The 25803-nt window shown below is 74.3% G+C and carries 20 protein-coding genes and 1 riboswitch; of the genes, 14 read left to right on the top strand and 6 right to left on the bottom strand.

Going from position 1 to position 25803, the window contains the following annotated elements:
• Window positions 1-31 precede the first annotated feature (31 nt).
• Window positions 32-1360: a hypothetical protein gene (locus tag AB0I21_RS23675; protein WP_360564196.1), complete on the top strand. Its 1329-nt coding sequence runs from the start codon at window positions 32-34 to the stop codon at window positions 1358-1360.
• 382 nt (window positions 1361-1742) lie between these two features.
• Here the strand turns inward: AB0I21_RS23675 and AB0I21_RS23680 are convergent, their stop codons facing one another.
• Window positions 1743-2975, bottom strand: coding sequence for a PQQ-binding-like beta-propeller repeat protein (locus AB0I21_RS23680; protein ID WP_360564198.1), 1233 nt, complete (start codon window positions 2973-2975; stop codon window positions 1743-1745).
• 99 nt (window positions 2976-3074) lie between these two features.
• A riboswitch (guanidine-III (ykkC-III) riboswitch) is annotated at window positions 3075-3141 on the top strand.
• A 15-nt stretch (window positions 3142-3156) separates the two neighbouring features.
• Here AB0I21_RS23680 and AB0I21_RS23685 point away from each other — a divergent pair.
• From AB0I21_RS23685 to AB0I21_RS23710, 6 genes are all read left to right on the top strand, one after another.
• The gene (locus AB0I21_RS23685) at window positions 3157-3420 is read left to right on the top strand and encodes a hypothetical protein (protein WP_360564200.1); all 264 of its coding nucleotides are present in this window, start codon (window positions 3157-3159) and stop codon (window positions 3418-3420) included.
• Between the two features lie 1604 nt (window positions 3421-5024).
• Window positions 5025-5957, top strand: a complete 933-nt coding sequence (locus tag AB0I21_RS23690; protein ID WP_360564201.1) for a hypothetical protein — start codon at window positions 5025-5027, stop codon at window positions 5955-5957.
• A gap of 161 nt (window positions 5958-6118) precedes the next feature.
• Window positions 6119-6598, top strand: coding sequence for a CAP domain-containing protein (locus AB0I21_RS23695; protein ID WP_360564203.1), 480 nt, complete (start codon window positions 6119-6121; stop codon window positions 6596-6598).
• 886 nt (window positions 6599-7484) lie between these two features.
• Window positions 7485-8726, top strand: coding sequence for a glutamate-cysteine ligase family protein (locus AB0I21_RS23700; protein ID WP_360564204.1), 1242 nt, complete (start codon window positions 7485-7487; stop codon window positions 8724-8726).
• Between the two features lie 197 nt (window positions 8727-8923).
• Entirely contained in the window at window positions 8924-9862 is a 939-nt protein-coding gene (locus AB0I21_RS23705; RefSeq protein ID WP_344499096.1) for a ribose-phosphate pyrophosphokinase, read from the top strand.
• 46 nt (window positions 9863-9908) lie between these two features.
• A complete protein-coding gene (locus AB0I21_RS23710) occupies window positions 9909-13292 on the top strand; it encodes a BTAD domain-containing putative transcriptional regulator (RefSeq protein ID WP_360564206.1) in 3384 nt (1127 codons plus the stop codon).
• 42 nt (window positions 13293-13334) lie between these two features.
• On the opposite strand, the gene AB0I21_RS23715 is transcribed toward AB0I21_RS23710, so the two are convergent.
• Both AB0I21_RS23715 and AB0I21_RS23720 read right to left on the bottom strand, forming a co-directional pair.
• A complete protein-coding gene (locus tag AB0I21_RS23715; RefSeq protein WP_360564208.1) occupies window positions 13335-13973 on the bottom strand; it encodes a hemerythrin domain-containing protein in 639 nt (212 codons plus the stop codon).
• A 402-nt stretch (window positions 13974-14375) separates the two neighbouring features.
• Window positions 14376-16403 (bottom strand): hypothetical protein, encoded by a 2028-nt coding sequence (locus AB0I21_RS23720; RefSeq protein ID WP_360564210.1) that lies wholly within the window; start codon window positions 16401-16403, stop codon window positions 14376-14378.
• 710 nt (window positions 16404-17113) lie between these two features.
• Here AB0I21_RS23720 and AB0I21_RS23725 point away from each other — a divergent pair.
• Window positions 17114-17404: a hypothetical protein gene (locus tag AB0I21_RS23725; protein WP_344499104.1), complete on the top strand. Its 291-nt coding sequence runs from the start codon at window positions 17114-17116 to the stop codon at window positions 17402-17404.
• A gap of 225 nt (window positions 17405-17629) precedes the next feature.
• Window positions 17630-18379, top strand: coding sequence for a protein phosphatase 2C domain-containing protein (locus AB0I21_RS23730; protein WP_360564212.1), 750 nt, complete (start codon window positions 17630-17632; stop codon window positions 18377-18379).
• 53 nt (window positions 18380-18432) lie between these two features.
• Here AB0I21_RS23730 and AB0I21_RS23735 read toward each other — a convergent pair whose 3' ends face one another.
• The 3 genes from AB0I21_RS23735 to AB0I21_RS23745 all read right to left on the bottom strand — a co-directional run bounded on the left by AB0I21_RS23735 (window position 18433) and on the right by AB0I21_RS23745 (window position 22494).
• Complete coding sequence (locus AB0I21_RS23735) at window positions 18433-18798, bottom strand: hypothetical protein (protein ID WP_360564213.1); 366 nt, start codon at window positions 18796-18798, stop codon at window positions 18433-18435.
• A 137-nt stretch (window positions 18799-18935) separates the two neighbouring features.
• Entirely contained in the window at window positions 18936-21242 is a 2307-nt protein-coding gene (gene lon / locus AB0I21_RS23740) for an endopeptidase La (protein WP_360564215.1), read from the bottom strand.
• 46 nt (window positions 21243-21288) lie between these two features.
• A complete protein-coding gene (locus tag AB0I21_RS23745) occupies window positions 21289-22494 on the bottom strand; it encodes an FAD-dependent monooxygenase (RefSeq protein WP_360564217.1) in 1206 nt (401 codons plus the stop codon).
• A 55-nt stretch (window positions 22495-22549) separates the two neighbouring features.
• Between AB0I21_RS23745 and AB0I21_RS23750 the strand changes: the two genes are divergently transcribed.
• The 5 genes from AB0I21_RS23750 (at window position 22550) to AB0I21_RS23770 (ending at window position 25800) form a co-directional block, all read left to right on the top strand.
• Entirely contained in the window at window positions 22550-23122 is a 573-nt protein-coding gene (locus tag AB0I21_RS23750; protein WP_360564219.1) for a TetR/AcrR family transcriptional regulator, read from the top strand.
• 95 nt (window positions 23123-23217) lie between these two features.
• The gene (locus tag AB0I21_RS23755; protein ID WP_360564220.1) at window positions 23218-23889 is read left to right on the top strand and encodes an MCP four helix bundle domain-containing protein; all 672 of its coding nucleotides are present in this window, start codon (window positions 23218-23220) and stop codon (window positions 23887-23889) included.
• Entirely contained in the window at window positions 23771-24292 is a 522-nt protein-coding gene (locus AB0I21_RS23760; protein ID WP_360564249.1) for a methyl-accepting chemotaxis protein, read from the top strand. The genes AB0I21_RS23755 and AB0I21_RS23760 overlap by 119 nt, the downstream gene beginning before the upstream one ends.
• 70 nt (window positions 24293-24362) lie before the next feature.
• A complete protein-coding gene (gene nth, locus AB0I21_RS23765) occupies window positions 24363-25283 on the top strand; it encodes an endonuclease III (protein ID WP_360564222.1) in 921 nt (306 codons plus the stop codon).
• A gap of 55 nt (window positions 25284-25338) precedes the next feature.
• Window positions 25339-25800, top strand: coding sequence for an SMI1/KNR4 family protein (locus tag AB0I21_RS23770; RefSeq protein WP_360564224.1), 462 nt, complete (start codon window positions 25339-25341; stop codon window positions 25798-25800).
• The last annotated feature ends 3 nt before the right edge of the window (window positions 25801-25803 follow it).

The raw sequence follows: 25803 nt of genomic DNA on the forward strand, positions 1-25803 counted from the left end.
AATTGTCGCTGATCAATGGTCGGCTGGACCGATGACCAGACCTTCCACGCACGCGGTGATCCTCGGCGCCAGCATCGCCGGGCTCCTCGCCGCCCGCGCGTTGAGCGACACCTTCGGCACCGTGACCGTCATCGACCGCGACGACCTCACCGGCACCGGCCCCCGCAAGGGTGTCCCGCAGGGCCGGCACGCGCACATGCTTTTCGCCAGGGGCCGCGAGGTCCTCGAGGACCTGTTCCCCGGCCTCACCGGCGAGCTCGTCGCCGCCGGCGCGCTCACCGTCGACATCCAGGCGGGCTTCGCCTGGCACAACGGCCCGAACCCGATGGCCCGCGCCGCCTCCGACCTCGTCGTCCTGGCCGTCAGCCGGCCGGCCCTGGAGGACTACCTGCGGGCCCGCGTCGGCAAGCTCCCCAACGTCGCCCTCCGCGGCGGCCTCGAAGCCGCCGGCCTGCTGCACGACCCGGACACGGGTGGTGGCACCGTCACCGGCGCGCGGGTCGTCCCCGCCGGCGCCGGGCCGGGCGACGCGGCCGAGGAGCTGCGGGCCGACCTGGTCGTCGACGCCACCGGCCGGGGCAACCGGGGCACCACCTGGCTCGGCGAGCTCGGCTACGCGCCGCCGGAGCAGGACAGCGTCATGGCCGGCGTCGTGTACGCCACCCGCGAGTACGAGCGCCGCCCCCTCGCCAGCGGCATGCTCGGCGTGCTGACCGGGGTGACGCCGGAGTACCCGTACGGCGCGGCGCTGCTGCCGATGGAGGGCGACCGCTGGATCCTGACCCTCGCCGGGCTCGGCGACGACCTGCCGCCCACCGACGAGGCCGGCTTCGCCGCCTACGCGACCCGCCTGCCGATCGGCGACCTCGCCGAGGTGGTGCACGGCGCCCGGCCGCTCGGGCCGGCGCGGCCGTTCCGGGTCCCGGCGAGCGTGCGCCGGCGGTACGAGCGGATCCCCCGCCACCCGGAGGGCTTCCTCGCCTTCGGCGACGCCATCTGCGCCTTCAACCCGATCTACGGCCAGGGCATGACCGTCGCCGCGCTCGAGGCCCTGCAGCTGCGGGCCGCGGCCGGCGGTGGGCTCGACGGCCTGCCCCGGCGCTTCTACGCCAGGGCGTCGAAGGTGATCGACACGCCGTGGGACATGGCCGTCGGCGGCGACCTCGCGTTCCCGTCCGTGCCCGGCAGGCGCACCGCGAAGATCCGGTTCTTCAACTGGTACATCGCGAGACTGCTCCGCGCGGCGGAGACCTCGCCGGAGGTGGCGGTCGCCTTCCACCGCACGGTGAACCTGACCGCGCCGCCGGAGCGCCTCTTCGCCCCGGCAATCCTGCGGCGGGTCTTCCTCGGCCGGCACTGACGCTGACGCCGCCACTGACGCCGGCGCTAGCGCTCACGACGGCGCGGACAATTGACGCTGGCGTGGACGGCGCCGCTGACGTCGACGGCTGACGTTGACGTTGACGCCGGCACTGACGTTGAGGGCTGGCGTTCACGGCGGTGCGGACGGTTGACGCTGGCGTGGACGGCGGCGCTGACGTTGAGGGCTGACGTTGACGTTGACGCCGGCACTGACGTTGAGGGCTCGCGTTCACGGCGGTGCGGACGGTTGACGCTGGCGTGGACGGCGGCGCTGACGTTGAGGGTTGACGTTGACGGCGGCGCTGACGTTGACGGCGGTGCTGACGCTGGCGGTGCTGGCCGCGCTGGCGTTGCTCGCGTTGCTGGTGGCGCTGGCGCCGTCAGCCGAGCGCGCGGATGGTCCGGTCGCCGACGACCAGGAGGCGGCCGGAGGCGAGCATGAGCTCCGCGGACGTGTCGTCGTAGGCGGCGAGCCGCAGCCGCCGCACCACGGCGCCGTCGGCGGCGCGCAGCACGACGATCTCCGTGAACTCCGACGACGGCGTGAAGTTGCCGTGCTTCACCGCGGCGTACACGTGCCCGCCGCCGCTGACCAGCGCGGCGTGCAGCGCGTTGTACTGGTAGCCCGGCAGCGCCAGGGGAGTGGCCCAGGCGGCGGCGCCCGAGGTCGGGTCGTAGCGGCGGACGGTGCCGGTGAGGCCGTAGCCGAACAGAGCGCCGCCGCCGGCGGACAGGCCGTCGACCCACTCGTCGCCGGCGGCGGTGCCGCGGCACCAGCGGACGGAGCCGGTCGCCGGGGCGAGCGAGCACAGCGCCTCGGGGCCGGCGCCGGAGGCGAGCAGCGACCCGCGGTGCCCGACGAGCGAGAACCCGGGCCGCATGCGGGTCCAGAGCCGGAGCCCGGTCTTCAGGTTGAACGCGAACAGCAGGCTCGCCCCGCCGCTGCCGTCGCCCGTGCCGCGGACCGGGCCGTAGGCACCCTGCACGACGACGTCGCCCACGACTGCCGGCGCGCCGGCCGCGTCGCCGTCCACCGCGCCCGACCAGGCCAGGGTGCCGTTGCGGACGCGGTACGCGCGGAGATGGAACCCGGTGCACAGCTCGCGGCACTTCGGTCCGCTGGTGACCAGGACGTGCCCGCCCGCGACGGTGAAGGGCAGGATCGCCCCGTCGTCGGGCAGCGGCACCTCCCACCGTTTCGCCCCGTCGCGGGTGTACGACGCGAGCCGGCTACGCGTGCCGTCGGCCTCGAGGCTGCGCACGAACAGGGCGCCGTCGACGTCGGCGAGCTGCAGCGGGCGGCGGCCGGCGAGCCTGCCCAGGACGGTGACGGCACCGGTGCGCACGTCGACGCGGCGCAGCGCGCCCTTGCCGTAGGCGACGGTGACCTTGCCGCCGGCGACGGCCGCGCCGCCGACGGTGTCGTCGCCGCCGGCCTGCCGCTGCCACACCTGCCGCCGCACGTCGAGGCCGCCGGTGCCGCTCTGGTAGTTGTCGTTGGCGCCGCCGCCGCCGTGCTGCGGCCAGTTGCCCGGGGTCGCCGCCACCGCGGGGTCCGCGAGCAGCGCGCCGGCGACACACACGGCGACGACCGCCGCCATCCTGCTGATCATGGATTCAGCGAACCAGCGGCAGGTTGCAGGACGGTGAGAACGGTCGCAGTCCACCCGCCCGTGTGCCCGCGGGCGTCACGGCGTGCGATAGTCGGTGTGTGGCGGCGCGGTAGGCGCGCTGTCCCGGACGAGTCACGTCGTACCCGGCCCGACAAGACGGCGTGGTGCCCGGGAGTGTGCCATGCTCGTCCAGATCCTCGGTTCCCTGTGCGTCCTGCTGCCCTTCGTGCTGGTCCAGCTCGGCGTGTGGACGTCCATGTCGCGCCGGTACGTGTGGCTCAACCTCATCGGCTCCACCGCCCTCGCCGTCGAGGCCGCCCTGGGGCGCGACTGGGGGTTCCTGCTCCTGGAGGGCGTCTGGGCGCTCGTCTCCCTGCGCTCCCTCTTCACGTCCCGCCCCGGTCACACCGCCGCGCCGGCTCCGGACGCCACCAGCCGCACCTGACGCGTCGTGCAACCTTCGCCGGCGGTGCGTCCGTCGTACGGGGGACGACGAGGAGGCGCCGCATGCGACAGCCGGACCAGGAGGACTTCCGTGCGTTCGCCACCGCCCGCATGGACCGGTGGCGGCGCACGGCGTTCCTGCTCTGGCAGGACTGACACGGCGCCGGCGACCCGCACCTGGCTCGACGAGTGCCGCCGCCCGCCGTCCCCGGCCACGGTCCCCGCGCGACGATGCTGGTGTCCAGCGCGCCCGCGGCGTCCCCGAAGGCCCTGCCGCTCCCGCCGGAGCAGCTCGTCCCGCTCGCCGCCCACCTCGCCGTGGAACTGGCCTCCTGATACGCCGACTCGCGACGCGACGGTCCGTGGCGGGCCACACTCGGATGAGTGACGACGATCGGCCCCGACCCGGCCGCACCGCAGGCGCACCCCGCCAACCCCGCGCAGTCGCCCCGCCCGGCACCGGCCACAGCTCCGGCTTCCGTGTCTGGCCCGGCTTCCGCGTCCGGGCCGGCTCCCGCGTCTGGCCCGGCTTCCGCGTCTGGTCCGGCGTCCGCGTCCGGCCCGGCTTCCGCGTCTGGCCCGGCTTCCGCGTCTGGCCCGGCTTCCGCTGCTGGGCCGGCGTCCGCGTCCGGCCCGGCGGCGGTGTCCGGGCGGACGGTGCGGGCCACGGATGGTCCGTTGGCCGGTGCGTTCCTGACGATGCCGGCGTTGCGCCTGCTGCTCGCGGAGACCCTGCGGCCGGGTGCCCTCTCGACGGTGGTGGACGAGCTGGTCGCCCACCTGCAGCGCCTTCCTGCCCGTCCGAGGGCGGGCGCCACTCCAGCAACACCCGGCCAGGCTCCCGCGCCCTCGCCCCTGCCCACGCCGCTTCCCGCGCTGCCTTTGTGGGACACCATCCGCCCAGGCATCGTCTTGGGGCGATGGCCTCCGGGCCAGACAGGACCCGGCGGATCACCGTCACCACCCGGGGCCCCGCCACAGCCCGGCCTTCCTCCACAACCGCCCGGCCCAGGCCCGCAACCGCCCGGTCCAGGCCCGCAACCGCCCGGCCCAGGCCCGCAACCGCCCGGCCCAGGCCCGCAACCGCCCGGCCCAGGCCCGCAACCGCCCGCATCTCCTCCGCAACAGCCCAGCCCTGCCACACAAACGCCAGGTCTTCCCCCGCAGTCGCCTGGTGCTCCCGCGCAACAGCCCGGTCGTCCCGCTCAATCGTCTGGTGCGCCCGCTCATTCGCCTGGTCCTGCGGCGCGGTCGCCTGACGCTCGTGTGCAACCGCCTGGTGCTTCCTCGCAGATGCCTGGTGCTTCTCAGCAGCAGGCCGGTTCTCCTGTGCGACCGCCTGGGGATCCTGTGCAGCCGCGTGGGGCTTCTCCGCAACAGCCCGGTGCTGTTGCACAACTTCCTGGTGCGTTGCCGCAACAGCCTGGTTCTCCTGCACGACAGCCACAGCAGCCTGGCGCCGCCCCGCCGGCTGGGGGTGTGCCGTTGCCGTTGTTCCAGGACGGACCTCCGGCGTTGCCCGGGGGTGTGCCGCCTCCCTCGTCGCACGCGGCCGCGCCGCCCGTGACCGGAGGTGGGCGGCAGCCGCTCGAGGACCTTCGGGCGTTGCTGCCGGCCGAGCCGGCGGCGCAGCGGGAGGTGTTGCGTGAAGCGGTCGGATGGCTGGTGGAGCACGTCGACCAGCCGCAGGTCCTCGCGGCCCGGTGTGCGGAGCTCGGGCCGGTCGTGGCGCAGCTCGGGGTGGTGCCGCAGCGGCTGGACAACCTGGCGGTGCTGTTCGTGGACATGCTGCGGGCCAACCCGCCCGGGGTGCCGGTCCGGCGGGACCAGGAAGAAGCGTGGGCGACGACCGGCAGGCTCGTGGCGCGGTGGCTCGCGGACGGGGCGGCCGCCGCCGCGCACGAGCCGGTGTCGTGGAGCGCGCCGGTGCTCGCGCACGAGCGGCGCGGGCAGGTCGGGGCGGAGCTGCGGGTGCGGACGTACCTGCCGTATCCGTGCCTGCCCGGGCAGCTCGCGGTCGTCGAGTCGGCGCTGCTGCCGGGGCGCTGGCGGCACTGCTGGGCCGTGCCCGACCCGGCCGCGGGCAACGTCGTCGAGCTGCACGTCGTCCCGCACGGCATCGATCCGGTCGGGGCGGCGCTCGTCGAGCGGACCGCGGCCGGTGACGTGTTGCGGTTGCGGCCGGTGTACGGGCCGCCCGCCGCCGACCCGATGTCGGCCCGGCCGCTGCTCGTCGTCGCCGGGCGGGACGCGGTGGCACCGGTGCGGGCGCTGCTGGGGATGCTGCGCGCGACAGGGGATCCGCGGGCGGTGACGGTGTTCTGGCCCGCGGCGGTGGAACGGGACCTGTACCGCCTGGCCGACGTCGCCGCCGAGGGCACCGTCGTGATCCGCGGCCGGTTTCCCGCAGGCCACGACGAGGACTGGACCGGCCACGACGCGTTCGTCGCCGACGAGCCGGCGGCCGTCGCGCAGGTGCGGGCCCGGGTCGTGGCCGCCGGTGTGCCCGAGGACCGCGTCCGGGTCGCCGCCGGGTGAGCCGGCGTCACCCGAACGGGTGACACGGGTGGGTGTGCGATGGGCCGTTCGTGCGCGTCGTAGCGTACGAACGGCCCAAAAATGCGAGTTTTGTCAGATTGCTGTCAACCTCATGGTCGTCGTTTAGCTTCGGGTCATCTGCCCTACTTCGTGGAGGTGAGATGGGAATCCGGAAGGGTGTCGCCGTCGCCGTGGCGGCGGGTGTCGTCGCGGCCGGAGCCGCCGTCCATGCCGGGCCGGCGTTCGCGGCCGACTACGGCGTGGTCCGCGGCGTGGTCGCCTTGACCAACAGTGCACGTGCCCGGGCGGGCTGCGGCCCGGTCACGTTGAGCCCGCGGCTGAGCTACGCCGCGTGGCTGCACTCGAGGGACATGGCCGACCGCGGCTACTTCTCCCACGGGTCGCCCCGCGGTAGCGGCCCGGGAAGCAGAGTGGCGTCCGCGGGCTACCGGTGGTCGTCGTACGGCGAGAACATCGCCTGGGGCCAGCGCAGCGCGCGCGAGGTCATGAACGACTGGATGAACAGCCCCGGTCACCGGGCCAACATCCTCGACTGCCGGTTCCGCAACGTCGGGGTCGCGGTCGCGTACAACGGACGCGGCGTGCCCTACTGGACCCAGGACTTCGCCAGTCCGCGCTGAGGGTGGGACGAGCGTTCCCGCGGGCACGACGACCGCCCGCGGGAACCTCGCCGGCCGGCGTCCACAGGACAGCCGGGCGATGGGCGTGCCGGGCGACGGGCGACGGGCGTGCCGGGCGATGGGCGTGCCGGGCGATGGGCGTGCCGGGCGATGGGCGCGTCGAGTGGCGAGCGCGTCGGGCGGCGAGCGTGTCGCGGATCAGAAAAAGTAGCCGGCCCGCATCCGGAACACATGCGGCAGCAACTCGGCGCGGTCGACCTCAAGGGGCCGCGCACGGAGCCCGGATCGCCTCCATGCGGGTGATCGAATCGAGGCGCGCGGGGTGTCGCGTGCCGATTGTGATCTCGCCCGCGTCGTATTTCGCGATCATTTCAAGCAGGCACGCCGACCGGGGGCGGGGGAGCCGGCGTTCTCGGTGGGAATAGACAAACGCACTTTCCTCCAAACGCCGCCGAATCGTCGTTGAGAAAGCGATGAGAAAACCATAACAGTCGATCTTGTTTTGGTGGACCGGCAGAATTGGCGCGGGCCGCAAGATTCAGGGCAGGGGCGGCGGGCCGCGGGAGATCTTGCGGCATTCAGCCAGTTCACAGCCAGGGTTCACCACGTGTTGCCCGGGTGGGCTGGACAGATCGGGCGCCGGACCGCCTAATGGAATGCACCCCGCCGGACCCGCAGCCCGGTGGTCGCCGGAGCACCCGGGACAACCCTGCCCCACCCCCGCCGTTCATCCAGCCGTCGCCGCTCATCCGGCATTCGCCGAACCGGTAGCAGCGCCCGCACGGCTCGTAGAACCGCAGTACAACCGAAACCGCCGCCGCACGCGTCACTCAAGTCAACCACAACACCACCCTGGGTAGCACGCACCCTTGAACGGGAGGCCGCCGTGAACGACATCCTCACCGAGGCAACCGCCGCCGCCTACGTGGCCGCCGCCGGGTTCCGGGTCGGTCCTGTCGGACGCGTCGGCGTCGAGCTCGAGTACTGCGTGCGCGACCTGAGTGAGCCGATGCACCGGCCCGATCCGGAACGCCTCCTCGACCTGCTCGCCCACCTCGGCAACCCGCTGCCCGGCGGCAGCGGCGTCACGATCGAGCCCGGCGGGCAGCTGGAGCTGTCCTCCGCCGTCGGCGCGTCGATGGCCGACTGCGTCGCCGCGCTCGCCGCCGACCTCGCCCTCGTCCGCGCCGCCCTCGCCGGTCACGGCCTCGTCCTGGACGGCACCGGCCTCGACGACGTGCGGGCGCCGCTGCTCGTCACCGACCACCCGCGGTACGTCGCGCTCGCCGAATACCACGAGCGGTCGGGCCCGAAGGGGCTCGCGGTCATGTGCAACTCCGCTTCGATCCAGGTCTGCCTGGACGCCGGCACCGACGACCCCGACGACTGGGGCCACTACCGGCGCCGGTGGTGGCTCGCCGACGCGATCGGCCCGGTGGTCATGGCCGCGTTCGCGAACTCGCCGCACCGCTCGAAGTCCGGCCGGCGCTGGGTGTCGCACCGGCAGGGGCTGCGCTTCGGCACCGACGCCAGCCGCACCCGCGCGCCGCGCCGCGCCGACGACCCGCGCGCCGCCTGGTCCCGGTACGCCCTCGCCGCCAACGTCGCCATGGTCGCCGGCCCGGGCCGCTGGCACGTGCCGGCCGGGCTGACGATGCGCGCCTGGCTGCGCGGCCACGGCCCCCGGCCCGTCACGCTCGAGGACCTCGAGCGGCACCTCGGCACCCTCGTCCCGCCGGTGCGCCCCCGCGGCTACCTGGAGCTGCGGATGATCGACCAGCAGCCCGGCGACGGCTGGGTCGTGCCGGTCGCGGTCGTCACCGCCCTGCTCGACGACCCGCAGGGCGCCGAGGCGGCCGCCGCCGCGACCGAGCCGCTGCGCTCCCCGCTGCGCCGGCACCGCGACTGGGTCGTCGCCGCCCGCGAAGGCCTCGCCGACCCGGCGCTCGCCGCCGCCGCCCTGACCTGTTTCACCGCCGCGGGTGAAGTCCTGCGCCGGCAGGGTGCCCCGCTCACCGTGCGGGACGCGGTCGCCGAGTTCACCGACCGGTATGTGGCGCGCGGATCCTGCCCCGGCGAGGACCGCCGCGAGCAGCGCCGCAAGGTCCGGGTCGGCGCGGGCGGATGAGCCGCTGGCAGCGCCGCGAAGGGTTAGCCCCCCGCCCGCGGACGCACCGCGGGCGGGTCGGGGAGGTCCGGGCCGGCGCGGACGGATGAGGCCCCGGCATGGGCGGACGAGACGGTGGCGCGGCACCCCGGGTGTGGTATCAACGGGGTGACGATCCCCAGCGCCCACGCGCGCGACCACACCGAGGAGCCGGACCAGTGCGGGACATCGCCGTGTTCAGTGGCAGCGCCCATCCGGAGCTGGCGGAGGAGATCTGCACGCATCTCGAGGTGCCGCTGCAGCCCGTGCGGGTCGACCGGTTCGCCAACGACTGCCTCGAGGTGCAGTTGCAGGCCAACTGCCGGGAGCGGGACGTGTTCCTCATCCAGCCGCTGGTCCCGCCCGTCCAGGAGCACCTCGTCGAGCTGCTGCTGATGCTGGACGCCGCCCGCGGCGCCTCCGCCGCCCGCACGACCGTGGTCATGTCGCACTACGCCTACGCCCGCTCCGACAAGAAGGACGAGCCGCGCATCTCCATCGGCGGCCGGCTCGTCGCGGACCTGCTCAGCGCCGCCGGTGCGTCCCGGGTGCTGACGCTGACCCTGCACTCGCCGCAGGTGCACGGGTTCTTCAGCGTGCCCGTCGACCACCTGCACGCGCTGCGCGAGCTCGCCACCCACTTCCGCGGCCTCGACCTCACCAACAGCGTGGTGGTCTCGCCAGACCTCGGCAACGCGAAGGTGGCGTCCGCGTTCGCGCGGTTGCTGGGTGTACCGGTGGCCGCCGGCGCCAAGCAGCGCTTCAGCGACGACCGGGTGGTGATCAGCGCCGTCATCGGCGACATCGAAGGCAAGGACGTCATCGTCCTGGACGACGAGATCGCCCGGGGCAGCACCGTCATCGAGCTGATCGACCGGCTCCGCGAGCGCGGCGTCGCCAGCATCCGGGTCGCCTGCACGCACGGCCTCTTCACCGACGGCGCCCTCGACCGGCTCGCCGCCCAGCCCGACGTGCTCGAGATCGTCTGCACCAACAGCGTCCCCATCCCGAAGGGGAAGTGGGTGCCGAAGCTGCGGGTGCTGTCGATCGCGCCCGCGATGGCCGAGGCGATGCGCCGCATCCACAACGGCGAGTCGGTCAGCTCGCTGTTCCACTGACCTCCACATGCGCATGGAACAGCCTTTCCTTGGGGTGCTCGGGCCGATGCGGGGCCTGATCGGCGGTCAGCCGGTCGACCTCGGCGGCCCCCGCCAGCGGGCCGTCCTCGCCCGGCTCGTCGTCGCCGGCGGGCACGTCGTGCCGACCGACCGGTTCATCGACGACCTGTGGCAGGGCGTGCCGCCTCCGAAGGCGCTCGCCGCGCTCCAGGTGTACGTGTCGAACCTGCGCCGGGTCCTGGAGCCCGGCCGCCCGCCACGCACCCCGGCCACCGTGCTCGTGACGGCGGCGCCCGGGTATGCGCTGCACCTGCCCGCGGACGCCGTCGACGCGTGGCGGTTCGAGGCGCTGCTGCGGGAGGGCACCACGGTCGCGGGCGCCGACCCCGGGCGGGCCGACGGGCTGCTGCGGGAGGCGCTCGCCGCGTGGGAGGGCCCGGCGTACGCGGAGTTCGCCGACGAGTCGTGGGCCGTCCCGGAGGCCGGGCGCCTGGAGGAGCTGCGGCTGGTCTGCGTGGAGGTCGGCGGGCGGGTCGCGGTGCGGCTCGGCCGGGCGGCGCTGGCCGTGCCGTCGCTGGAGCGGCACGTGTCCGCGCATCCGCTGCGGGAGGAGGCGGTGCACCTGCTCGCGTCGGCGCTGTACGCGGCCGGCCGGCAGGGGGACGCGCTCGCCGTGCTGCGGTCCGCCCGGGACCGGCTGGCGGCGGAGCTGGGGGTCGATCCGGGGCCGGCGCTGCGGGCGCTCGAGGCGGACGTCCTCGCGCACGCCCCGCACCTCGACGCCGCTCCGCGCGAACAGGCGAGCGGCGCCGCTCCACACGGGCAGGCGGGCGGCTCGGCCGGGGAACTGACGCCGGCGGGGGCGGGTGCGTCGGGCACGGGCGCCGCAGCACCGGACTCGCCGAGGCGGGAGGCGCCGCTGGGACCTGCTCCGTCCGGGCCGTCATCTCAAGCGCATCCGTCCGGGGGGTTACGTCGTACATCTGCCGAAAACGCGGACAGAGGAACGTTCGGCCGGTCGGAGGAGCTGGCCACGCTCGACCACGTCGCCGGGGAGGTCCTGCGGGACGGGCTGCGGGTCGTGTGGGTCGGCGGGGAGGCGGGCGCGGGGAAGACGACGCTGCTGCGGATGTTCGCGGCGCGGCTCGGGTCCGGCTGGAAGGTCGCGTGGGGCCGGTGCCCCGAGGTCGACGGGGCGCCGCCCGCCTGGGCGTGGAGCGAGGTGCTGGGCGCGCTGCCGGCGGACCGTCCCGACGCGCGGCTGGCCCCGCTGCTGGGCACCGGGGGCGGCGGCGGGCAGTTCGCGCTCGCGCAGGCCGTCGGGGAGCACCTCGCCGGGTTCGGGCCGCTGCTCGTCGTGCTCGACGACGTCCACCGGGCCGACGGCGAGACGCTGCAGGTGCTGCGGCACGTGGCCGTCGCGTTCGCCGACCGGCCGCTGCTGCTGGTCGCCACCCACCGGCCCGGCGAGGCCCGGCCCGACCTCGACCCGGTGCGGGCCGCGCTCGCCGGGCACCGGGCCGTCGACGTCGACCTCGGCGGGCTCGACGCCTCCGCCGGCGCGGCGCTCCTGCAGCACCTCGGCGTGCCCTCCGACGCGGTCGACGACGTCGTCGCGCGCACCGGCGGCAACCCGCTGTTCCTCACCGAGACCGCCCGGCTCGTCTCCGCCGAGGGCGCCGACAGCGCGGTCCGCGCCATCCCGTCGGGCATCGGGCACGTCCTGCGGCGGCGTCTCGCCCGGCTCCCCGCGCCCGCGCAGACCGTGCTGCGGCACGCCGCGGTCCTCGGCCGGGACGTCGACATCGACCTGCTCGTCGCCGCCGACGGCGCGGGTGAGGACGCCGTCCTGGACGGCCTCGAGGCCGGTGTCGTGTCGGGGCTGCTGGAAGAACCGGCGGCGGGGCGGGTCCGGTTCACGCACGCGCTGCTGCGCGACGTCCTCTACGACGACATGCCGCTGCTGCGGCGGCGCCGCCTGCACGCCCGGGTGCTCGACGTGCTCTCGGCCGCCGCGGAGCCGGACGTCGCCGCGCTCGGGCACCACGCCCTGGCCGCCGCCACCCCCGCGACCGCCGCCGTCGCGGCCGGGCACGCTGCGGCCGCCGCCCGGCAGGCCGCCGCGCTGTACGCGCACCGGGAGGCCGCCGGGCTGTTCCGCGGCGCGCTGGACGCAGGTCCGCTGCCGCCGGCGCTGCGCCACGACCTGCTGTGCGGGCTCACGTCGGCGCTCGCCAACGCCGGCGACGTCACCGCCGCTCGGGCCGCCCGCGCCGAGGCCATCGCCGCCGCCGCGCTCGCCGGCGTGCCGTCGGTGGCGGCGCTGACCGCGTACGACGCCCCGGTCGCCTGGACGATCCGCGCCGACCGCACCATCGACACCGCGCTCGTCGCGCAGCTCGAAGCGGCGCTGCTGGCGGATGCCGCTTCGCCGGACGGTTCCTCGGTGACGGGTGGTGACGCGGCGGTGCGGTGCCGGTTGCTCGTCGCGCTGGTGTACGAGCTGGAGGGCGACGACCTGGAGCGGTGCGACGCGGCCAGCGCCGAGGCCCTCGCCCTCGCCGGCGACGACCCGCTGCTGCGCTGCCACGCGCTCAACGCCCGCTACTTCGCGGTCCTCAACCCCGCCCGCCGGCACGAGCTCCCCGCCGTCGGCGCCGAGCTGCTCGAGGTCGCGACCGCCGCGGGGCTGGTGCAGTTCCAGGCGCAGGCGCACCACGTGCTGTTTCAGGCCGCCCTCGAACGCAACGACCTCGCCGCCGCCCAGGACCACGTCGACCGCGCCGTCCGGCACGCGACCGCCGGCCAGCTCGGCGTGGCGCTGTCGGTGATGGCGCTGTTCGCCGCGGTGCGCGCCCTCTTCGCCGGCGACCTCGCCACCGCGGTGCGCCTCTACACGGACCTCACCGCCCGCATCGCCCGGGCCGGCCAGCCGAACGCCGCTCTCGTCGGCGTCGCGGGCGTCTTCTTCGTGCACCTCGCCGCCGGCACGACAGGAGAGCTCCTGCCGATGCTGCAGCCTGTGTACGACCGGCTGCCCGACGCCGTGAACGACCTCATGGTCCGCGCCCTGATCGACGCCGGCCGCATCGACGAGGCCCGGGCCATCTGGTCGCCCGACACGGCGCCGGTCCGGGAGGACTACTACTGGCTCGCGTGGAACGGGCTGCGCGCCCTGAACGCCGCAGCCCTGCGCTCCGTGCCGCACGCCCGGGCGCTGTACGCGGACCTGCTGCCGTGGGCGGGCCAGTTCGTGGGGCTGGCGAGCGGCTCCCTGTCCGGCCCGCCGGTCGACCTGGTCCTGGCCGACCTGGCCGACGTCCTGGGCGACGCCGAGGCGGCCGCCGGGCACCGTGCGGCCGGCCACGCGCTCGCCGCCGCGACCGGCGCGCTCCCGTGGTGCCCACCGGCGCCGGGCGCGTCCCCATGACGTCCGCCGGCGCCGGGCGTCGTTCCGTGATGTCCGCCTTCGTCAGGCGCTGAAGATCACGGCCTCGCGGCGGGCGAAGCCGCGGCGGGTCGCGGCGAGCAGCACGCGGAGCACCGGCCCCGCCATGCGCTTGAGCTCCGCGAGCTCGGCCGGGGTGGCGTACCGCTCGATGCGCGGCAGCTCGAACCCCATCTTGCCGCCCTTGCGCACCGCCGCCTCCACCTTGTTCCAGTCGGCGTCGGACACGTACCGATGGATCACCGGGAACAAAGTCCGCTCCTCGTCCTCGATGTGCTCGTCCAGCATGTCCCGCAGCACGCCCAGCGCCCCCGCGAGCCGCTCCGCCGCGTCCCTGTCCCCGGGCGTGACGGCAAGGGTCCTGGCGTCCCGCCGGATCGCGTCGAGCAGCGGGTCGAGCTGCCGGTGGTCCTCGGTGAGCTCCCGCAGGTCGACCTCCGCCCCGGCGCTGGCCTCGAGGACGGGCCACAACACGTCGTCCTCCGCCTGGTGATGGTGGTGGATCCCGTCGCACAGTGTCTCCAGGTACCCGGCGATCGCCTTGGCCCGCGCGGGCGTGTTCGCCGTCCTGCCGTCCGCCACGTCCCGCAACAACGCCGCGAACCGGCGCGCGTCTCCACGCATCGACCGGTGGTTCACAGTGATCCCGACAAGATTCGGCATGATCCGCTCCTCAGCTCAAGTGCTTCCGGCCTTCAGCACACCGCCTCCCACTTGGCCGCCACTTAAGGTCTGGTTACCGCCGGGCCCGGCCACCCACCCCGCCGGTTTCTCGCGTCTGGTGGCGAGCATCCTCGTTTGCCCGGCAGTGGTCACTGCCTGTGCCTGTCCGTGGTCATCCCTCGGGCCCGGTGCTTGTCGTCGTGCCCCCTCTCGCAGGCGTTGGTCAATGCCCGCTTATGCGCCTTTTGTTCTATAGACGTTGCGCGATCTGCCTGCAATTCGGAGATCGAACTGTGGGTGGATCGCGTTTCTTCTATAGAACAAAAGGCGTGAATTGGGGCATTGGCCAGCGTCTGTGGCGGTGGTGGCAAGCCGTGCGACTCGTGCGTCCTGTGGCGGCGGTCAAGGGGTGGGGTGCAGGGCCAAGGGAGCGGGGGAGCCGGACAGGTTGAGGAGGTCGTCGACGGGGGTTCGGGTGCCGAAGCGGTACGCGCGGGAGAAGGCATCCTCGGGCAGCGCCGCGTGCAGGGCCCGCTCGGTGGCCTGGCGGGCGGGGAGCTCGCAGGCGGGCGTCGGGGCGCCGATCTCGTGGCGGATGACGTCGGCGGCGGCGAGCAGGGCGGTGGCGTGGGCCGGGTCGCCGAGGCGGCGGCGGGCCTCGGCGAAGGCCTCCAGGACGCTGGCGCTCCGCCAGCGGTCGCCGACGCGGCGGTGGATGGCGAGGCTGGCGCGCAGGCGTTCGGCGGCGGAGGCGACCGCGTCGTCGGCGAGGTCGACGCGGCCGAGCAGGTCCTGGGCCCAGCCGATGCCTTCGGGAAACGACAGCTCGGTGAAGCGGTCCAATGCGTCGACCAGGTGGCGGCGGGCGCGGGGCTGGTCGCCGCCGAAGTGGGCGACCGCGCCGAGGTGGGTGAGGGTCGAGGCGATCGACTCGTCGTCGGCGAGGTCCCGGAACGCGGTGAGGCTCGCGTCCAGCAGCGCGGCGGCCGCGGTGAGGTCGCCGGACAGCCAGGCGGTGCCGCCGGCGAGCTGGGTGGCGCGGCCCTCGCCCCACGCGTCGCCGGCGGCGCGGTAGAGGGTCAGCGCCTCGTCGAGGTGGTGGCGGGAGCGGGGGTAGTCGGCGCGTTCGCGTTCGACGCAGCCGAGCAGGGTGAGCAGCCGCCCGCGGGTCTGTGCGTCGGGCGAGCCGGCGAGGGCTTGCGAGGCGAGGGCCTGTGAGGCGAGGGTGGCGGCGGCTGGGTAGTCGCAGTCGAGCAGCGCCAGGCTCGCGGCGGCCGAGCAGGCGGCGACCCGGAGCGACGGGGGTGCGTCGGGGCGGCGGAGCAGGGCTGATGCCAGCCAGTCGCGGCCCTGCCGGTACACGCCGGTGAAATGCTGGAAGGGTGCGAGGGCCGTCGCGAGTCGCAGGTCATCGGCGCCGGGGCGGGTGGCCAGCCAGGTCATGGCGGCGCGGAGGTTGTCCTGCTCGAGGGTGACGGTGCGCAGGATGTCCCGCTGGCCGGGGCCGCGGACGCCGGCGGCGGCCTGCTCGGCGAGGGCGACGAAGTGGCGGGCGTGCGCGTCGCGGGCGGCGGCGGCCTCGTCGGGGAGCTCGGCGAGGCGGGCGGCCGCGTACGCAGCGACGGTCTGCAGCATCCGCCGCCGGGGCCCGCCGGCGGGGGAGCCGTCCACGGGGGAGACCAGGCAGCGTTCGGCGAGGGCGTCGAGCAGGCCCGGCCCGTGCGCGGGCAGGACCGCGGCCGCCGCGGGCGTGAAGCCGCCCTGGAACACGGCGAGCTGCCGCAGCAGGGCCTGCTTGTCGGGGGAGAGCAGCTGGTACGACCAGTCCAGCGCCGCCCGGAGCGTGCGATGGTGCTCGGGGCCGGCCGCCTTGGCGTCGGCCAGGACGCGGAACCGGTCGGCGAGCAGCCGGCGGACCTCCGGCACCGACAGCAGCGCGGCCCGGGCGGCGGCGAGCTCGACGGCGAGCGGCAGGCCGTCCAGCGCCCGGCAGATCGCGGCGGCGCCGGCCCGGTGCTCGCCGGGCAGCGGGCGGCCGGTCCGCTCGAACATCCGCGTCTCGAACAGCCGCAGCGCCGTCGCGTCGTCCAGCGGCGCGACCTCGACCACGGTCTCGTCGGGCAGGCCGAGCGCCTGCCGGCCGGTGACGAGCAGCCGCAGGGCCGGCGCCGTCGCGAGGAGGCGGGCGGCGAGCGCGGCGACCGGGGCGGTGACGTGCTCGCAGTTGTCCAGCAGGAGCAGCGCGGGCGCGTCGCCGAGCGCGGCGAGGAGCGTGCCGGTCGCGCCGGCGTCGGCCCGACGCGCCACCCCGAACGCGTCGAGCACGAACCCGGCGACGTCCTCCGCCTCGTCGCGGAGCGGCAGGGCGACGTCCTCCGCCTCGTCGCGGAGCGGCAGGGCGGCGTCCTCCGTCTCCTCGCGGAGCGACAAGGTGGCCTCCGACTCTCCCTCACGGAGCGGCAATGGAGCGTCCTGTGCCCCTTCGTGGAGTGACGACGCGGTGCTTCCCGCCCCCTCGCGGAGCGGTAGAGGTGCGTTCCCTGCCCCTTCGCGGAGTGACGACGCGGCGCCTCCCGCCCCCTCGCGGAGCCACAAAGAAGTGCCACCTGGCCCCTCGCTGAGCGGCAACGCAGCGCCCCTGGCCTCCCCGTGGGGCGACAAATACGAAATGTCGGATAAATCCGGGCGCTTGCGCCTGGATTTATCCGGGGCCGGGGCCGAGATTTGCGCCGGGGCCGGGGCCGAGGTTTGCGTCGGGGTCGGAGGTGGGGCATGGGTGGGGGACGGGGGCATGGTGGTCAGGTCGACGAACCACACCGGTGTCGTCGCGGTAGCGCCGACCGCGATCGCCAGGCGGGTCTTGCCGCTGCCCGCCGGCCCGACGAGGGTGACCAGCCGGTGGTCGGGCGAGGCGAGCAGGCGGCCCGCGGCGCGCACCTCCGCGTCCCTGCCGACCAGGCTGGTCAGCGGGGCCGGTAACGCCGCGCCGGACTCCATGCCGGCACTGTACCGGGGTGGCCCCACCCTGCGGCACCAGCCGAAACGCCCCGATGGTGCGAGCGTGTCGCTGGTCGGCGGGGACCTTCTGGAGGTAATGATTGCTCATGAGGATCCATGCCGCGGCGACCCGCTGACCCGCGATGGCGTTTCTGGTCGAGATGCCCGACGGCGGGTTCCTGGAGGTCGAGGAGCGCACCGACATCGCCCCCGACGACCTGTCGGTGATCGGCATCCTGGGCGCGTCGCCCCTGGAGGGCACCGGACTGATCACGTTCGGTGCGGTGATCCGGGCCGGCCTCGACGAGGACGAGCAGGACGAGTTCGCCGACTGGATCTACGACCGGGTCGTGCTCTTCGCCGAGCTCGGCGGCGAGGTCGACGGCTGGGAGCGCCTGGAGGACGGCACCTGGCGCGTCGAGTCCCGTCGATAAACGTCCCACCGATAAACGTCCCACCGATCAACGTTCCGCCGATCAACGTTCCGCCGATCAACGTTCCGCCGATCAACGTTCCGCCGATAAACGTCCCGCTGATGGACACGGTCCGCGACGGGGCGGACACCGCGCGGTGCAACTTTCCGTCCCGGGGCGGCGGTGAGGTGGACGGCACATGAACCCGGGTCACCTGTGGGGTCCGCCCGGGTTACGCTCACGTTGATGACGATCGAGGTCCAGGGCGCGGGGCGCCTCTTGCAGGTCGGCACCGCCACGGAGATCGGCCGGCGGTATCCGGCCAATTTCGACGTGCTGCACACCGCCGAGCTGCAGCGCCGGCCGGGCCTGTGCGCGGTCGTCGCCGACGGCATGGGCGCGGGCGAGGGCAGCCGCACCGCCGGCCGCACGGCCGTGGACATCTTCACGACCGCCGTGCAGGAGCACCGGGGGCCGTTCGCGCCGCCGCCGCTCTTCGCCGCGGTCGCCGACGCCCAGCGCCAGGTCCGCGCCGCCGGCAAGTCCCTGCGTGAGCTGACCGGCTGCACCCTCACCGCCCTGGTCGCCGACGCCACCGGGGCGTGGGTCACGCAGATCGGCGACTCCAGGGTGTACCGGCTGCGCGGCGGCCTCCTCGAGCTCCTCACCATCGACCACACGGAGGCGTGGCTCGGCGCGGTGCACGGCTGGTTCCCCGCCGACTCGCCGCAGGCCGAGGCCGCCCGCTACCAGTTGCACCGCTTCATCGGTCACCCGGGCCTGCCCGAGCCGGACGTCCTGAGCGTCACCATGTTCCCCGGCGACGTCTATTGCCTGTGCACCGACGGGATCGCCGAACAGGTGCCGTACCAGCGCATGGAGGCGACGCTGAGCTCCGGGGCACCCCCGGACATGATGGCGTCCGCCCTGGTCGCGGCGTCCCTGGAGGCCGGCGGCCGCGACAACGCCACCGCCGTCGTCGTGAAGGTCTTCTGACCCACCCCGCGCCGAGGCGTTGAGCGACCGCGGCGCCGCCGAGGTGGGTGGGGTCAGATCACCAGTTCGGCGGCGGGGCGCTCCGCGGTCACGGTGAGCGCCTCGACGTGCCGGTGCGGGGCCGGGCCGTCCGCGTCAGGGGTGGCGTCCGCCTCCGCGGCGACGACCTCGAGGGCGTCCCACAGCGCGGCGAGCGCCTCGTCCGAGCCGGTGACCTCGAGGGCGGGACCGCCCCGCAGCGCGACCGTGACCGGCCCGCCGGTGCGCCGCTGGACGAAGGCGCCGTTGAGGATGCGCTGCTCGTGCACGTCGCCCGCGGCGCGCAGCCGGGCGGCCAGGTCCCGCAGCGCATCGGCCGGACCGGCCAGGTCGAACACGTCTCCCGCGACACGCAGGCGGCACGCCAGCTGATCATCCACGCCGACCAACCTAACGCACCCGTGATCCGGAAGACCTCGTGCACCCAGGGGTGCACAACCTTTACCGGATCATGGGAACAGCGTGACGGCCCGCCGCCCGGATGGACCAAGGGCTGCGGGCCGTCAGAGGGACCGGGTCAGGCGGACGGGACCAGGGTGGAGACGTCCGCGGGGCGCAGGGCGAGGGCGAGCACGTCGGCGACGTCGGCGAGGGCGTGCACGGTCAGCTGCGACCGCACCTCCTCCGGCAGGTCGTCGAGGTCGGGCTCGTTGCGCTTCGGGATGATGACCTCGGTGAGGCCGGCCCGGTGCGCCGCCAGGAGCTTCTGCTTGACGCCGCCGATCGGCAGGACCCGGCCGGCCAGGGTGACCTCGCCGGTCATGCCGAACTCGGGCCGGACCGGCCGGCCGGTGGCCAGGGACGCGAGGGCCGTGACCATCGTGATGCCGGCGCTGGGGCCGTCCTTCGGCACCGCGCCCGCCGGGACGTGCAGGTGGATGCGGCGGCCGGCGAGCTCGTTCGGGTCGATGCCGAGGCGCCGGCCGTTGGAGCGCAGGTACGACAGCGCGATGTGCGCCGACTCCTTCATCACGTCGCCGAGCTGGCCGGTGAGGGTGAGGCCGGGCTCGCCCTCCATCGACGTCGCCTCGATGAAGAGCACGTCGCCGCCCGCGCCGGTGACGGCGAGGCCGGTCGCCACGCCGGGGACGGCGGTGCGCTCGGCCGACTCCGGCGTGAACCGGGGCCGCCCCAGGTACTTGACCACGTCGTCGACGTGCACGGGGTCCTGTTCAAAACTCACCGCGACCTTGCGCAGGACCTTCGCCAGAGCCCGCTCCAGCTGCCGGACGCCGGCCTCACGGGTGTGCTCGCCGGCGATCGCGGCCAGCGCCTCGTCAGAGATGCTCACCTCGGAAGCGGTGAGGCCGGCCCGGTCGAGCTGGCGCGGCCACAGGTGGTCGCGGGCGATGGCGACCTTCTCCTGCTCGGTGTAGCCGTCCAGGGTCACCAGCTCCATGCGGTCCAGCAGCGGGCCGGGGATGGTGTCCACCACGTTGGCGGTGGCCAGGAACAGCACGTCGGACAGGTCGAGGTCGACCTCGAGGTAGTGGTCGCGGAAGGTGTGGTTCTGCGCCGGGTCGAGGACCTCGAGCAGGGCCGCGGCCGGGTCGCCGGCGTAGCCGACGGCGAGCTTGTCGACCTCGTCGAGGAGCACGACCGGGTTCATCGAGCCGGCCTCCCGCAGGGCGCGGACGATCCGGCCGGGCAGCGCCCCGACGTACGTGCGGCGGTGGCCACGGATCTCGGCCTCGTCGCGGACGCCGCCGAGGGACACCCGGACGAACTTACGGCCCAGCGCGCGGGCGACGGACTCGCCGAGGCTGGTCTTGCCGACCCCGGGAGGGCCGGCGAGGGCGAGGACGGCGCCGGAGCCGCGGCCGCCGACGACCTCCTTGCCGAGCGCCGCCCGGCGGTTGCGGACCGCCAGGTATTCGAGGATGCGGTCCTTCACGTCGGCGAGGCCGGCGTGGTCCGCGTCGAGGATCGCGCGGGCCTGCGCCAGGTCGGTGTTGTCCTCGGTACGGACGTCCCACGGCATCTCGAGCACGGTGTCGAGCCAGGTGCGGATCCAGCCGGCCTCCGGCGACTGGTCGCTGGCGCGCTCCAGCCGGCCGACCTCGCGCAGCGCCGCCTCGCGGACGACGTCGGGCAACGTCGCCTCGGTGACCCGGGCCCGGTAGTCGGCCGACCCGGACGGCTCGTCCTCGCCGAGCTCCTTGCGGATCGCGGCGAGCTGCTGGCGCAGCAGGAACTCGCGCTGGGTCTTCTCCAGGCCCTCGCGGACGTCGTGGTTGATCTTCTCGTTGACCTGCTGCTCGGCGGCGTGCGCGCGGGCCCACTCGACGAGCAGCTCCAGGCGGGCGGTGACGTCGGGGGCGCCGAGGAGCTGGATCTTCTGCTCCAGGGTCAGCCACGGCGCGTAGCCGGCGGAGTCGGCGAGCTCCGACAGGTCCGTCATGCGCTCGACGGTGTCGATGACCTGCCACGCGCCGCGCTCCTGGAGCACGCCGATGACGAGGGCCTTGTACTCGCGGGCGAGCTCCTTCGCCTTGCCGGCGGGGGCGGGCTCGTCGAGCAGGGTGGCCTCGACCCACAGCGCCGCGCCCGGGCCGGGGACGCCGGCGCCGATGCGGGCCCGGGACAGGCCGCGGACGACCGCAGCGGGCTCGCCGCTGGGCAGCCGGCCGACCTTCTCGAGGACGGCGACGACACCGAACGAGCCGTACGCGCCGTCGACCCGCGGCACCGCGAGGACCCGCTTGTCGCCGGCGGAACGCGCAGCGTCGACGGCCGCCTGGGTGGTGGCGTCGAGCGTCACGGGGATGACCATGCCGGGGAGCAGGACGTCGTCGGTCAGGGGAAGAACCGGGAGAGTAGCCATGTCAGACACCTGCCATCACTGTGGGGTTGAGCGTGCCAGGCTTAAGTTACAAAGCGTTCCCTCTGTTCCCTGAAAGGTCCCGTGTGTGACCCAGGACACCGTAGTCGGGGAGGTCGAAGGCGGCCGCGGTCCGCGTCGCGAGGTGCCTGAACAGGTGCTTCACCGGCGGCACGTAGCGGATGGTGCGGAAGAAGCGGTCCCGCTGAGCGATCTTGCGCTCGGTGGACGGGACGAGGAAGTCGGCGCCGCCGGACGCCTGCTTCTGGCAGGTGGCGACGTAGGGCCGCAGGCGCCGCTCGTACGCCGCGAAAGCCTGCTCATACGGCAGTGTCGCCAGCTCGCCGGCGAGCACGTGGGCGCCGACGACCGCGAGGCCGGTGCCGTTGCCGCCGGGGCCGCCCGCGTAGCCGGCGTCGCCGAGCAGCGCCACCCGGCCGTGTGACCAGCGGTCCATCCGGATCTGTGCGGTGCCGTCGAACCAGAAGTCGGGCGCGGTGCGCATGGCCTCGAGCAGGCGCGGCACCCGCCAGCCGGCGCCCTGCATCGCGTCCGCGACGAGGCGCCGCTGCTGGTCGACGTCGCGGCTGCGCGCCGGGGCCTGGTCCAGGGTGAAGAACAGCGAGATGACGGCCTTGTCGGGGGTGATGCCCGCTATCGTGACCGTCAGGCGCGGCTCGTTGTACATGAGCGCCGCGCGGTCCAGGCCGAACTCGTTGGGCATCGTGAAGATGCAGCCGTAGACGCCGAGGGTGCGCTGCGGCACCGGGCCGAAGACCAGCTCGCGGACCTTGGAGTTCACCCCGTCGGCGCCGACGACCAGGTCGAACCGCCGTGGGGCGCCGCGCTCGAAGGTGACGTCGACGCCGTCCGCGTCCTGCGTGATCGAGGCGATCGAGTCGCCGAAGACGTACTCGACGTCGTCGCGGGTGGCGGTGTACAGCGTCTCGCTGAGATCGCCGCGCAGCACCTCCAGGTCGCCGCTGAAGATCGCGGACGGCATCGTCGCCTTCACCGTGCCGGCGCCGTCGACGATCGCGATGTCGCCCATGTGGGTGGCCTTCGCCCGCAGGGCGTCGAGGAGGCCCATCCGCCGCAGGACCTCGAGGTGGACGCGGCCGCGGAAGTCGACGGCGTAGCCGCCGCCGCGCAGCGAGGGGGCGCGCTCCACGACGGTGACCCGGTGACCGGTGCGGTGCAACCACAGGGCGAGGGACGGGCCGGCGACGCTCGCACCGGAGATGAGGATGTCCATGACTCGGAAATATACATTCGTCTTATACGCTTGTATAGACCCTAGGATCTGAACCATGGGACATCGCGAGGACCTCCTCGACGGCGCCGTGCGCTGCATCTACGAGAAGGGCTACGGGCGGACCACGGCCCGTGACATCGTCGCCGCGTCCGGCACCAACCTCGGCTCGATCGGCTACCACTACGGCTCCACCGAGGCGCTGCTCAACGCCGCCCTCGAGAAGGCACTGGAGGACTGGGGCAGGCAGCTGGCCACCGCGCTGCTGGCCACCGACGCCGAAGGGCTGCACGGCCTGGAGCGCTTCGAGGCGTACTGGAACAGCGTCATCGCCTCGCTCGGCGCGCACCGGCCGGCGTTCATGGCCTCGTTCGACGCGTTCGTGCAGATGGAGCACGCGCCGGCGGTCCGGGCGATGATCTCCGAGGGCATGCGGGACGCCCGCGGCATGTGGGCGTCGGTGTTCCACGGGGTCGACGCCGCGGCCGAGCCGCAGAAGGCGTTCCAGCTCGGCTCGTTCTACCAGGCCCTGATCAGCGGCGTGCTGACCCAGTGGCTGATCGACCCGGCCGACGCCCCCTCCGGCCACGACCTCGCCGAGGCGCTCCGGATGGTCGCCACCTCACTGTGACCGCCCGCTTTGTCGGGTACTGCTCATCTAGCGTCCGTCGTCCGTACCGATAGAGCGGTCGAAACGCCGACAGGGCTGAGCAAGGGGTACCTCCGGTGGCGTCGTTCGCCTCGCTCAAGGTCCGTCACAACATCATCATCGCCGTGGCCGTCGCCGGGCTCGTGGCCGCCGCGGTCGGCGAGATCGGCCTGAACAAGATCTCGGCGGTCGCGAAGAGCGCCGACGCGATGTACAGCCGGGCGCTGCTCCCCGCCGCCGACGCCGCCGACCTGCGCGAGGCGGTCTGGCAGTTCCGCTTCTTCGGCGTCGTGTCGACCACGGTCGCCGACCCCGCCGGCCGCACCCGGTTCGCCGCGGAGCGGGACGCCGCCGCCGCGAGGATCGAGTCGGCGGCGGCGACGTTCGCCGGCCGCGACCTCGACGCCGCGCAGCGGGCCGCGATCGCCCGGTTCACCACGGCCTGGGGCGAGTACACGGACATCCTCAAGCAGGGCCAGGGCCTGATCGCGGCCGGCCTGGCCGCCGTAGGGCAGGCGCTGCTCATCCAGCAGGGCACGCCGAAGGCGGAGGACGCGGTCAAGGACCTCGTCGCGGTGGCCGAGGCCTCCCGCTCGGCCGCGCAGGCCCGCCGCCGCGGAGCAGATCATGATCCGGCTCGGCTCCTCCTCGGCGGAGATCGGCGACGTCATCAAGGTCATCACGTCGATCGCCGAGCAGACCAACCTCCTGGCCCTCAACGCCACCATCGAGGCCGCCCGCGCGGGTGAGGCCGGCAAGGGCTTCGCGGTCGTCGCCGGCGAGGTCAAGGACCTGGCGCAGGAGACCGCGGAGGCCACCGAGGAGATCGGCCAGCGCGTCCGGGCCATCCAGACCGACACCACCGGCGCCGTCGAGTCCATCTCGGAGATCGCCCGGGTCATCGGCCGCATCAACGAGTACCAGACGACGATCGCCTCCGCCGTCGAGGAGCAGAGCGCGGTCACCACCAGCATGGCCACCGACCTGAGCGTCGCCGCGAGCGGCGCGGACCGCATCAACGGCGGCATCGGCGAGGTCGTGCGGGCCGTCGACAACACGATGCACGGCGCGCAGGCGACCCGCGCCGCAGCGGCCGAGCTGACCACGATGTCCGAGGAGCTGCGCGCGATCGTGGGCGGCTTCAAACACTGATCGGCGGGTTCGCCGGGGACTGCGCGCGGCGGTCCCCGGCGGGCAGGCTGTCCGACGTAGGCTCGTCAGCGTGCCGAGCCGGAACAGGACCACGACAGCTGCCATCGCACCTACGGACGCCGCCGCGGAGGTGAACGCCACGCCGGTCAAGAAGGCCGCGCCCCGGAAGGCCGCCGCCAAGGCGACCACGGCGAAGGCGGCCGCGGCGGAAGCGCCGCCGGCGAAGAAGGCCGCGGCGAAGAAAGGGGCGGTCAAGAAGGCCGTGAAGGCGGTCGAGGCCGTTGCCGAGGCGGCGGCGCCCGCGGGGCCGGACCTCGAGCAGACGCGCCGGGCGCGGCGGATCCTCAAGCTGCTCACCGCCCGGTATCCGGACCCGGTGCTGGAACTGGACTTCGAGTCGCCGCTGCAGCTGCTCGTCGCCGCCGTCCTCGCCGCGCAGACGCTCGACGAGCGGGTCAACCTGGTCACCCCGGTGCTGTTCGCCAAGTACCCGACCGCGGCCGACCTCGCCGCCGCCGACCCGGCCGAGATGGAGGTGATCCTCCAGCCCGTCGGGTACTTCCGGAAGAAGACGCAGATCGTCATGAAGCTCGCGGCGACGCTGGTCGAGCGGCACGACGGCGAGGTGCCGACGACCCTCGACGAGCTGATCGAGCTGCCGTGGGTAGGCCGCAAGACGGCCAACATGGTGCTGGGCAACGCGTTCGGCACGCCGGCGATCTCCGTCGACACGCACGTCGGCCGGGTCGCGCACCGGCTCGCGTGGGGGCCGGAGAAGGACGTGGAGAAGACCGAGGCCGACGTCGCGGCGCTGTTCGAGCAGAAGGATTGGGTGCCGGTCAACCTGCTGCTGATCCTGCACGGGCGGCGCACCTGCCACTCCCGTAAGCCCGCGTGCGGCGCCTGCCCGCTCGCCGAGGAGTGCCCGTCGGCCGGCCTCGCCGGCAAGGGCGAGCTCGACCCGGAGAAGGCCAGGGCGCTGCTGAAGTGACCGCCGCAGAAGGGCCGGACGCCGCCGGAGCCGTCGCCGGTGGCAGACTGCCGCAATGCGATTCGCCGACTTCGACGTCCTGCTGCGGCAGGCGTTGCGGCGCTACGCGGCCCTCGAACGCGACGGCGACGTCGCCGTCTTCGACCACTGGCGGGCCACCGAGGCCGACCTGGTCCGGGTCCAGCGGCGGCTCGGCGTGCGGCTGCCGGAGCAGTACCGCGGCTTCCTGCTGCGATACGGCGCCGGCCGCTTCCTCTTCGTCGAGCTCCTCCCCGCCGACGAGGGCCGCCGCTGGGTGGAGACGTTGCTCGGCGCCAACCAGCCCGTCGACGAGCACGGCTCCGGGTTCGTCGCGGTCGCGCCGGTCGGCACCGGCGACTACTGGGGGTTCGTCGTCCGCGACGGGATCTGCGAGGACGCGGTCAGCTTCCGGTACCACGAGGACGGCGCCGTCGAGCCGGCCGCCGACGACTTCCTCGAGTTCGTCGCGGCGGAGGGCCTGCGCGTCGGGCGCTGACCG

The organism is Dactylosporangium sp. NPDC050588, assembly GCF_040654975.1.
Taxonomy (GTDB): Bacteria; Actinomycetota; Actinomycetes; order Mycobacteriales; family Micromonosporaceae; genus Dactylosporangium; species Dactylosporangium maewongense.

Bases quoted from the DNA above. Each gene is read 5' to 3' on its own strand.
- AB0I21_RS23675 (WP_360564196.1), top strand. From the start codon at position 32: ATGACCAGACCTTCCACGCACGCGGTGATCCTCGGCGCCAGCATCGCC.
- AB0I21_RS23680 (WP_360564198.1), bottom strand. From the start codon at position 2,975: ATGATCAGCAGGATGGCGGCGGTCGTCGCCGTGTGTGTCGCCGGCGCG.
- AB0I21_RS23685 (WP_360564200.1), top strand. From the start codon at position 3,157: ATGCTCGTCCAGATCCTCGGTTCCCTGTGCGTCCTGCTGCCCTTCGTG.
- AB0I21_RS23695 (WP_360564203.1), top strand. From the start codon at position 6,119: ATGGGAATCCGGAAGGGTGTCGCCGTCGCCGTGGCGGCGGGTGTCGTC.
- AB0I21_RS23710 (WP_360564206.1), top strand. From the start codon at position 9,909: ATGCGGGGCCTGATCGGCGGTCAGCCGGTCGACCTCGGCGGCCCCCGC.
- AB0I21_RS23715 (WP_360564208.1), bottom strand. From the start codon at position 13,973: ATGCCGAATCTTGTCGGGATCACTGTGAACCACCGGTCGATGCGTGGA.
- AB0I21_RS23725 (WP_344499104.1), top strand. From the start codon at position 17,114: ATGGCGTTTCTGGTCGAGATGCCCGACGGCGGGTTCCTGGAGGTCGAG.
- AB0I21_RS23730 (WP_360564212.1), top strand. From the start codon at position 17,630: ATGACGATCGAGGTCCAGGGCGCGGGGCGCCTCTTGCAGGTCGGCACC.
- lon (WP_360564215.1), bottom strand. From the start codon at position 21,242: ATGGCTACTCTCCCGGTTCTTCCCCTGACCGACGACGTCCTGCTCCCC.
- AB0I21_RS23745 (WP_360564217.1), bottom strand. From the start codon at position 22,494: ATGGACATCCTCATCTCCGGTGCGAGCGTCGCCGGCCCGTCCCTCGCC.
- AB0I21_RS23750 (WP_360564219.1), top strand. From the start codon at position 22,550: ATGGGACATCGCGAGGACCTCCTCGACGGCGCCGTGCGCTGCATCTAC.
- AB0I21_RS23770 (WP_360564224.1), top strand. From the start codon at position 25,339: ATGCGATTCGCCGACTTCGACGTCCTGCTGCGGCAGGCGTTGCGGCGC.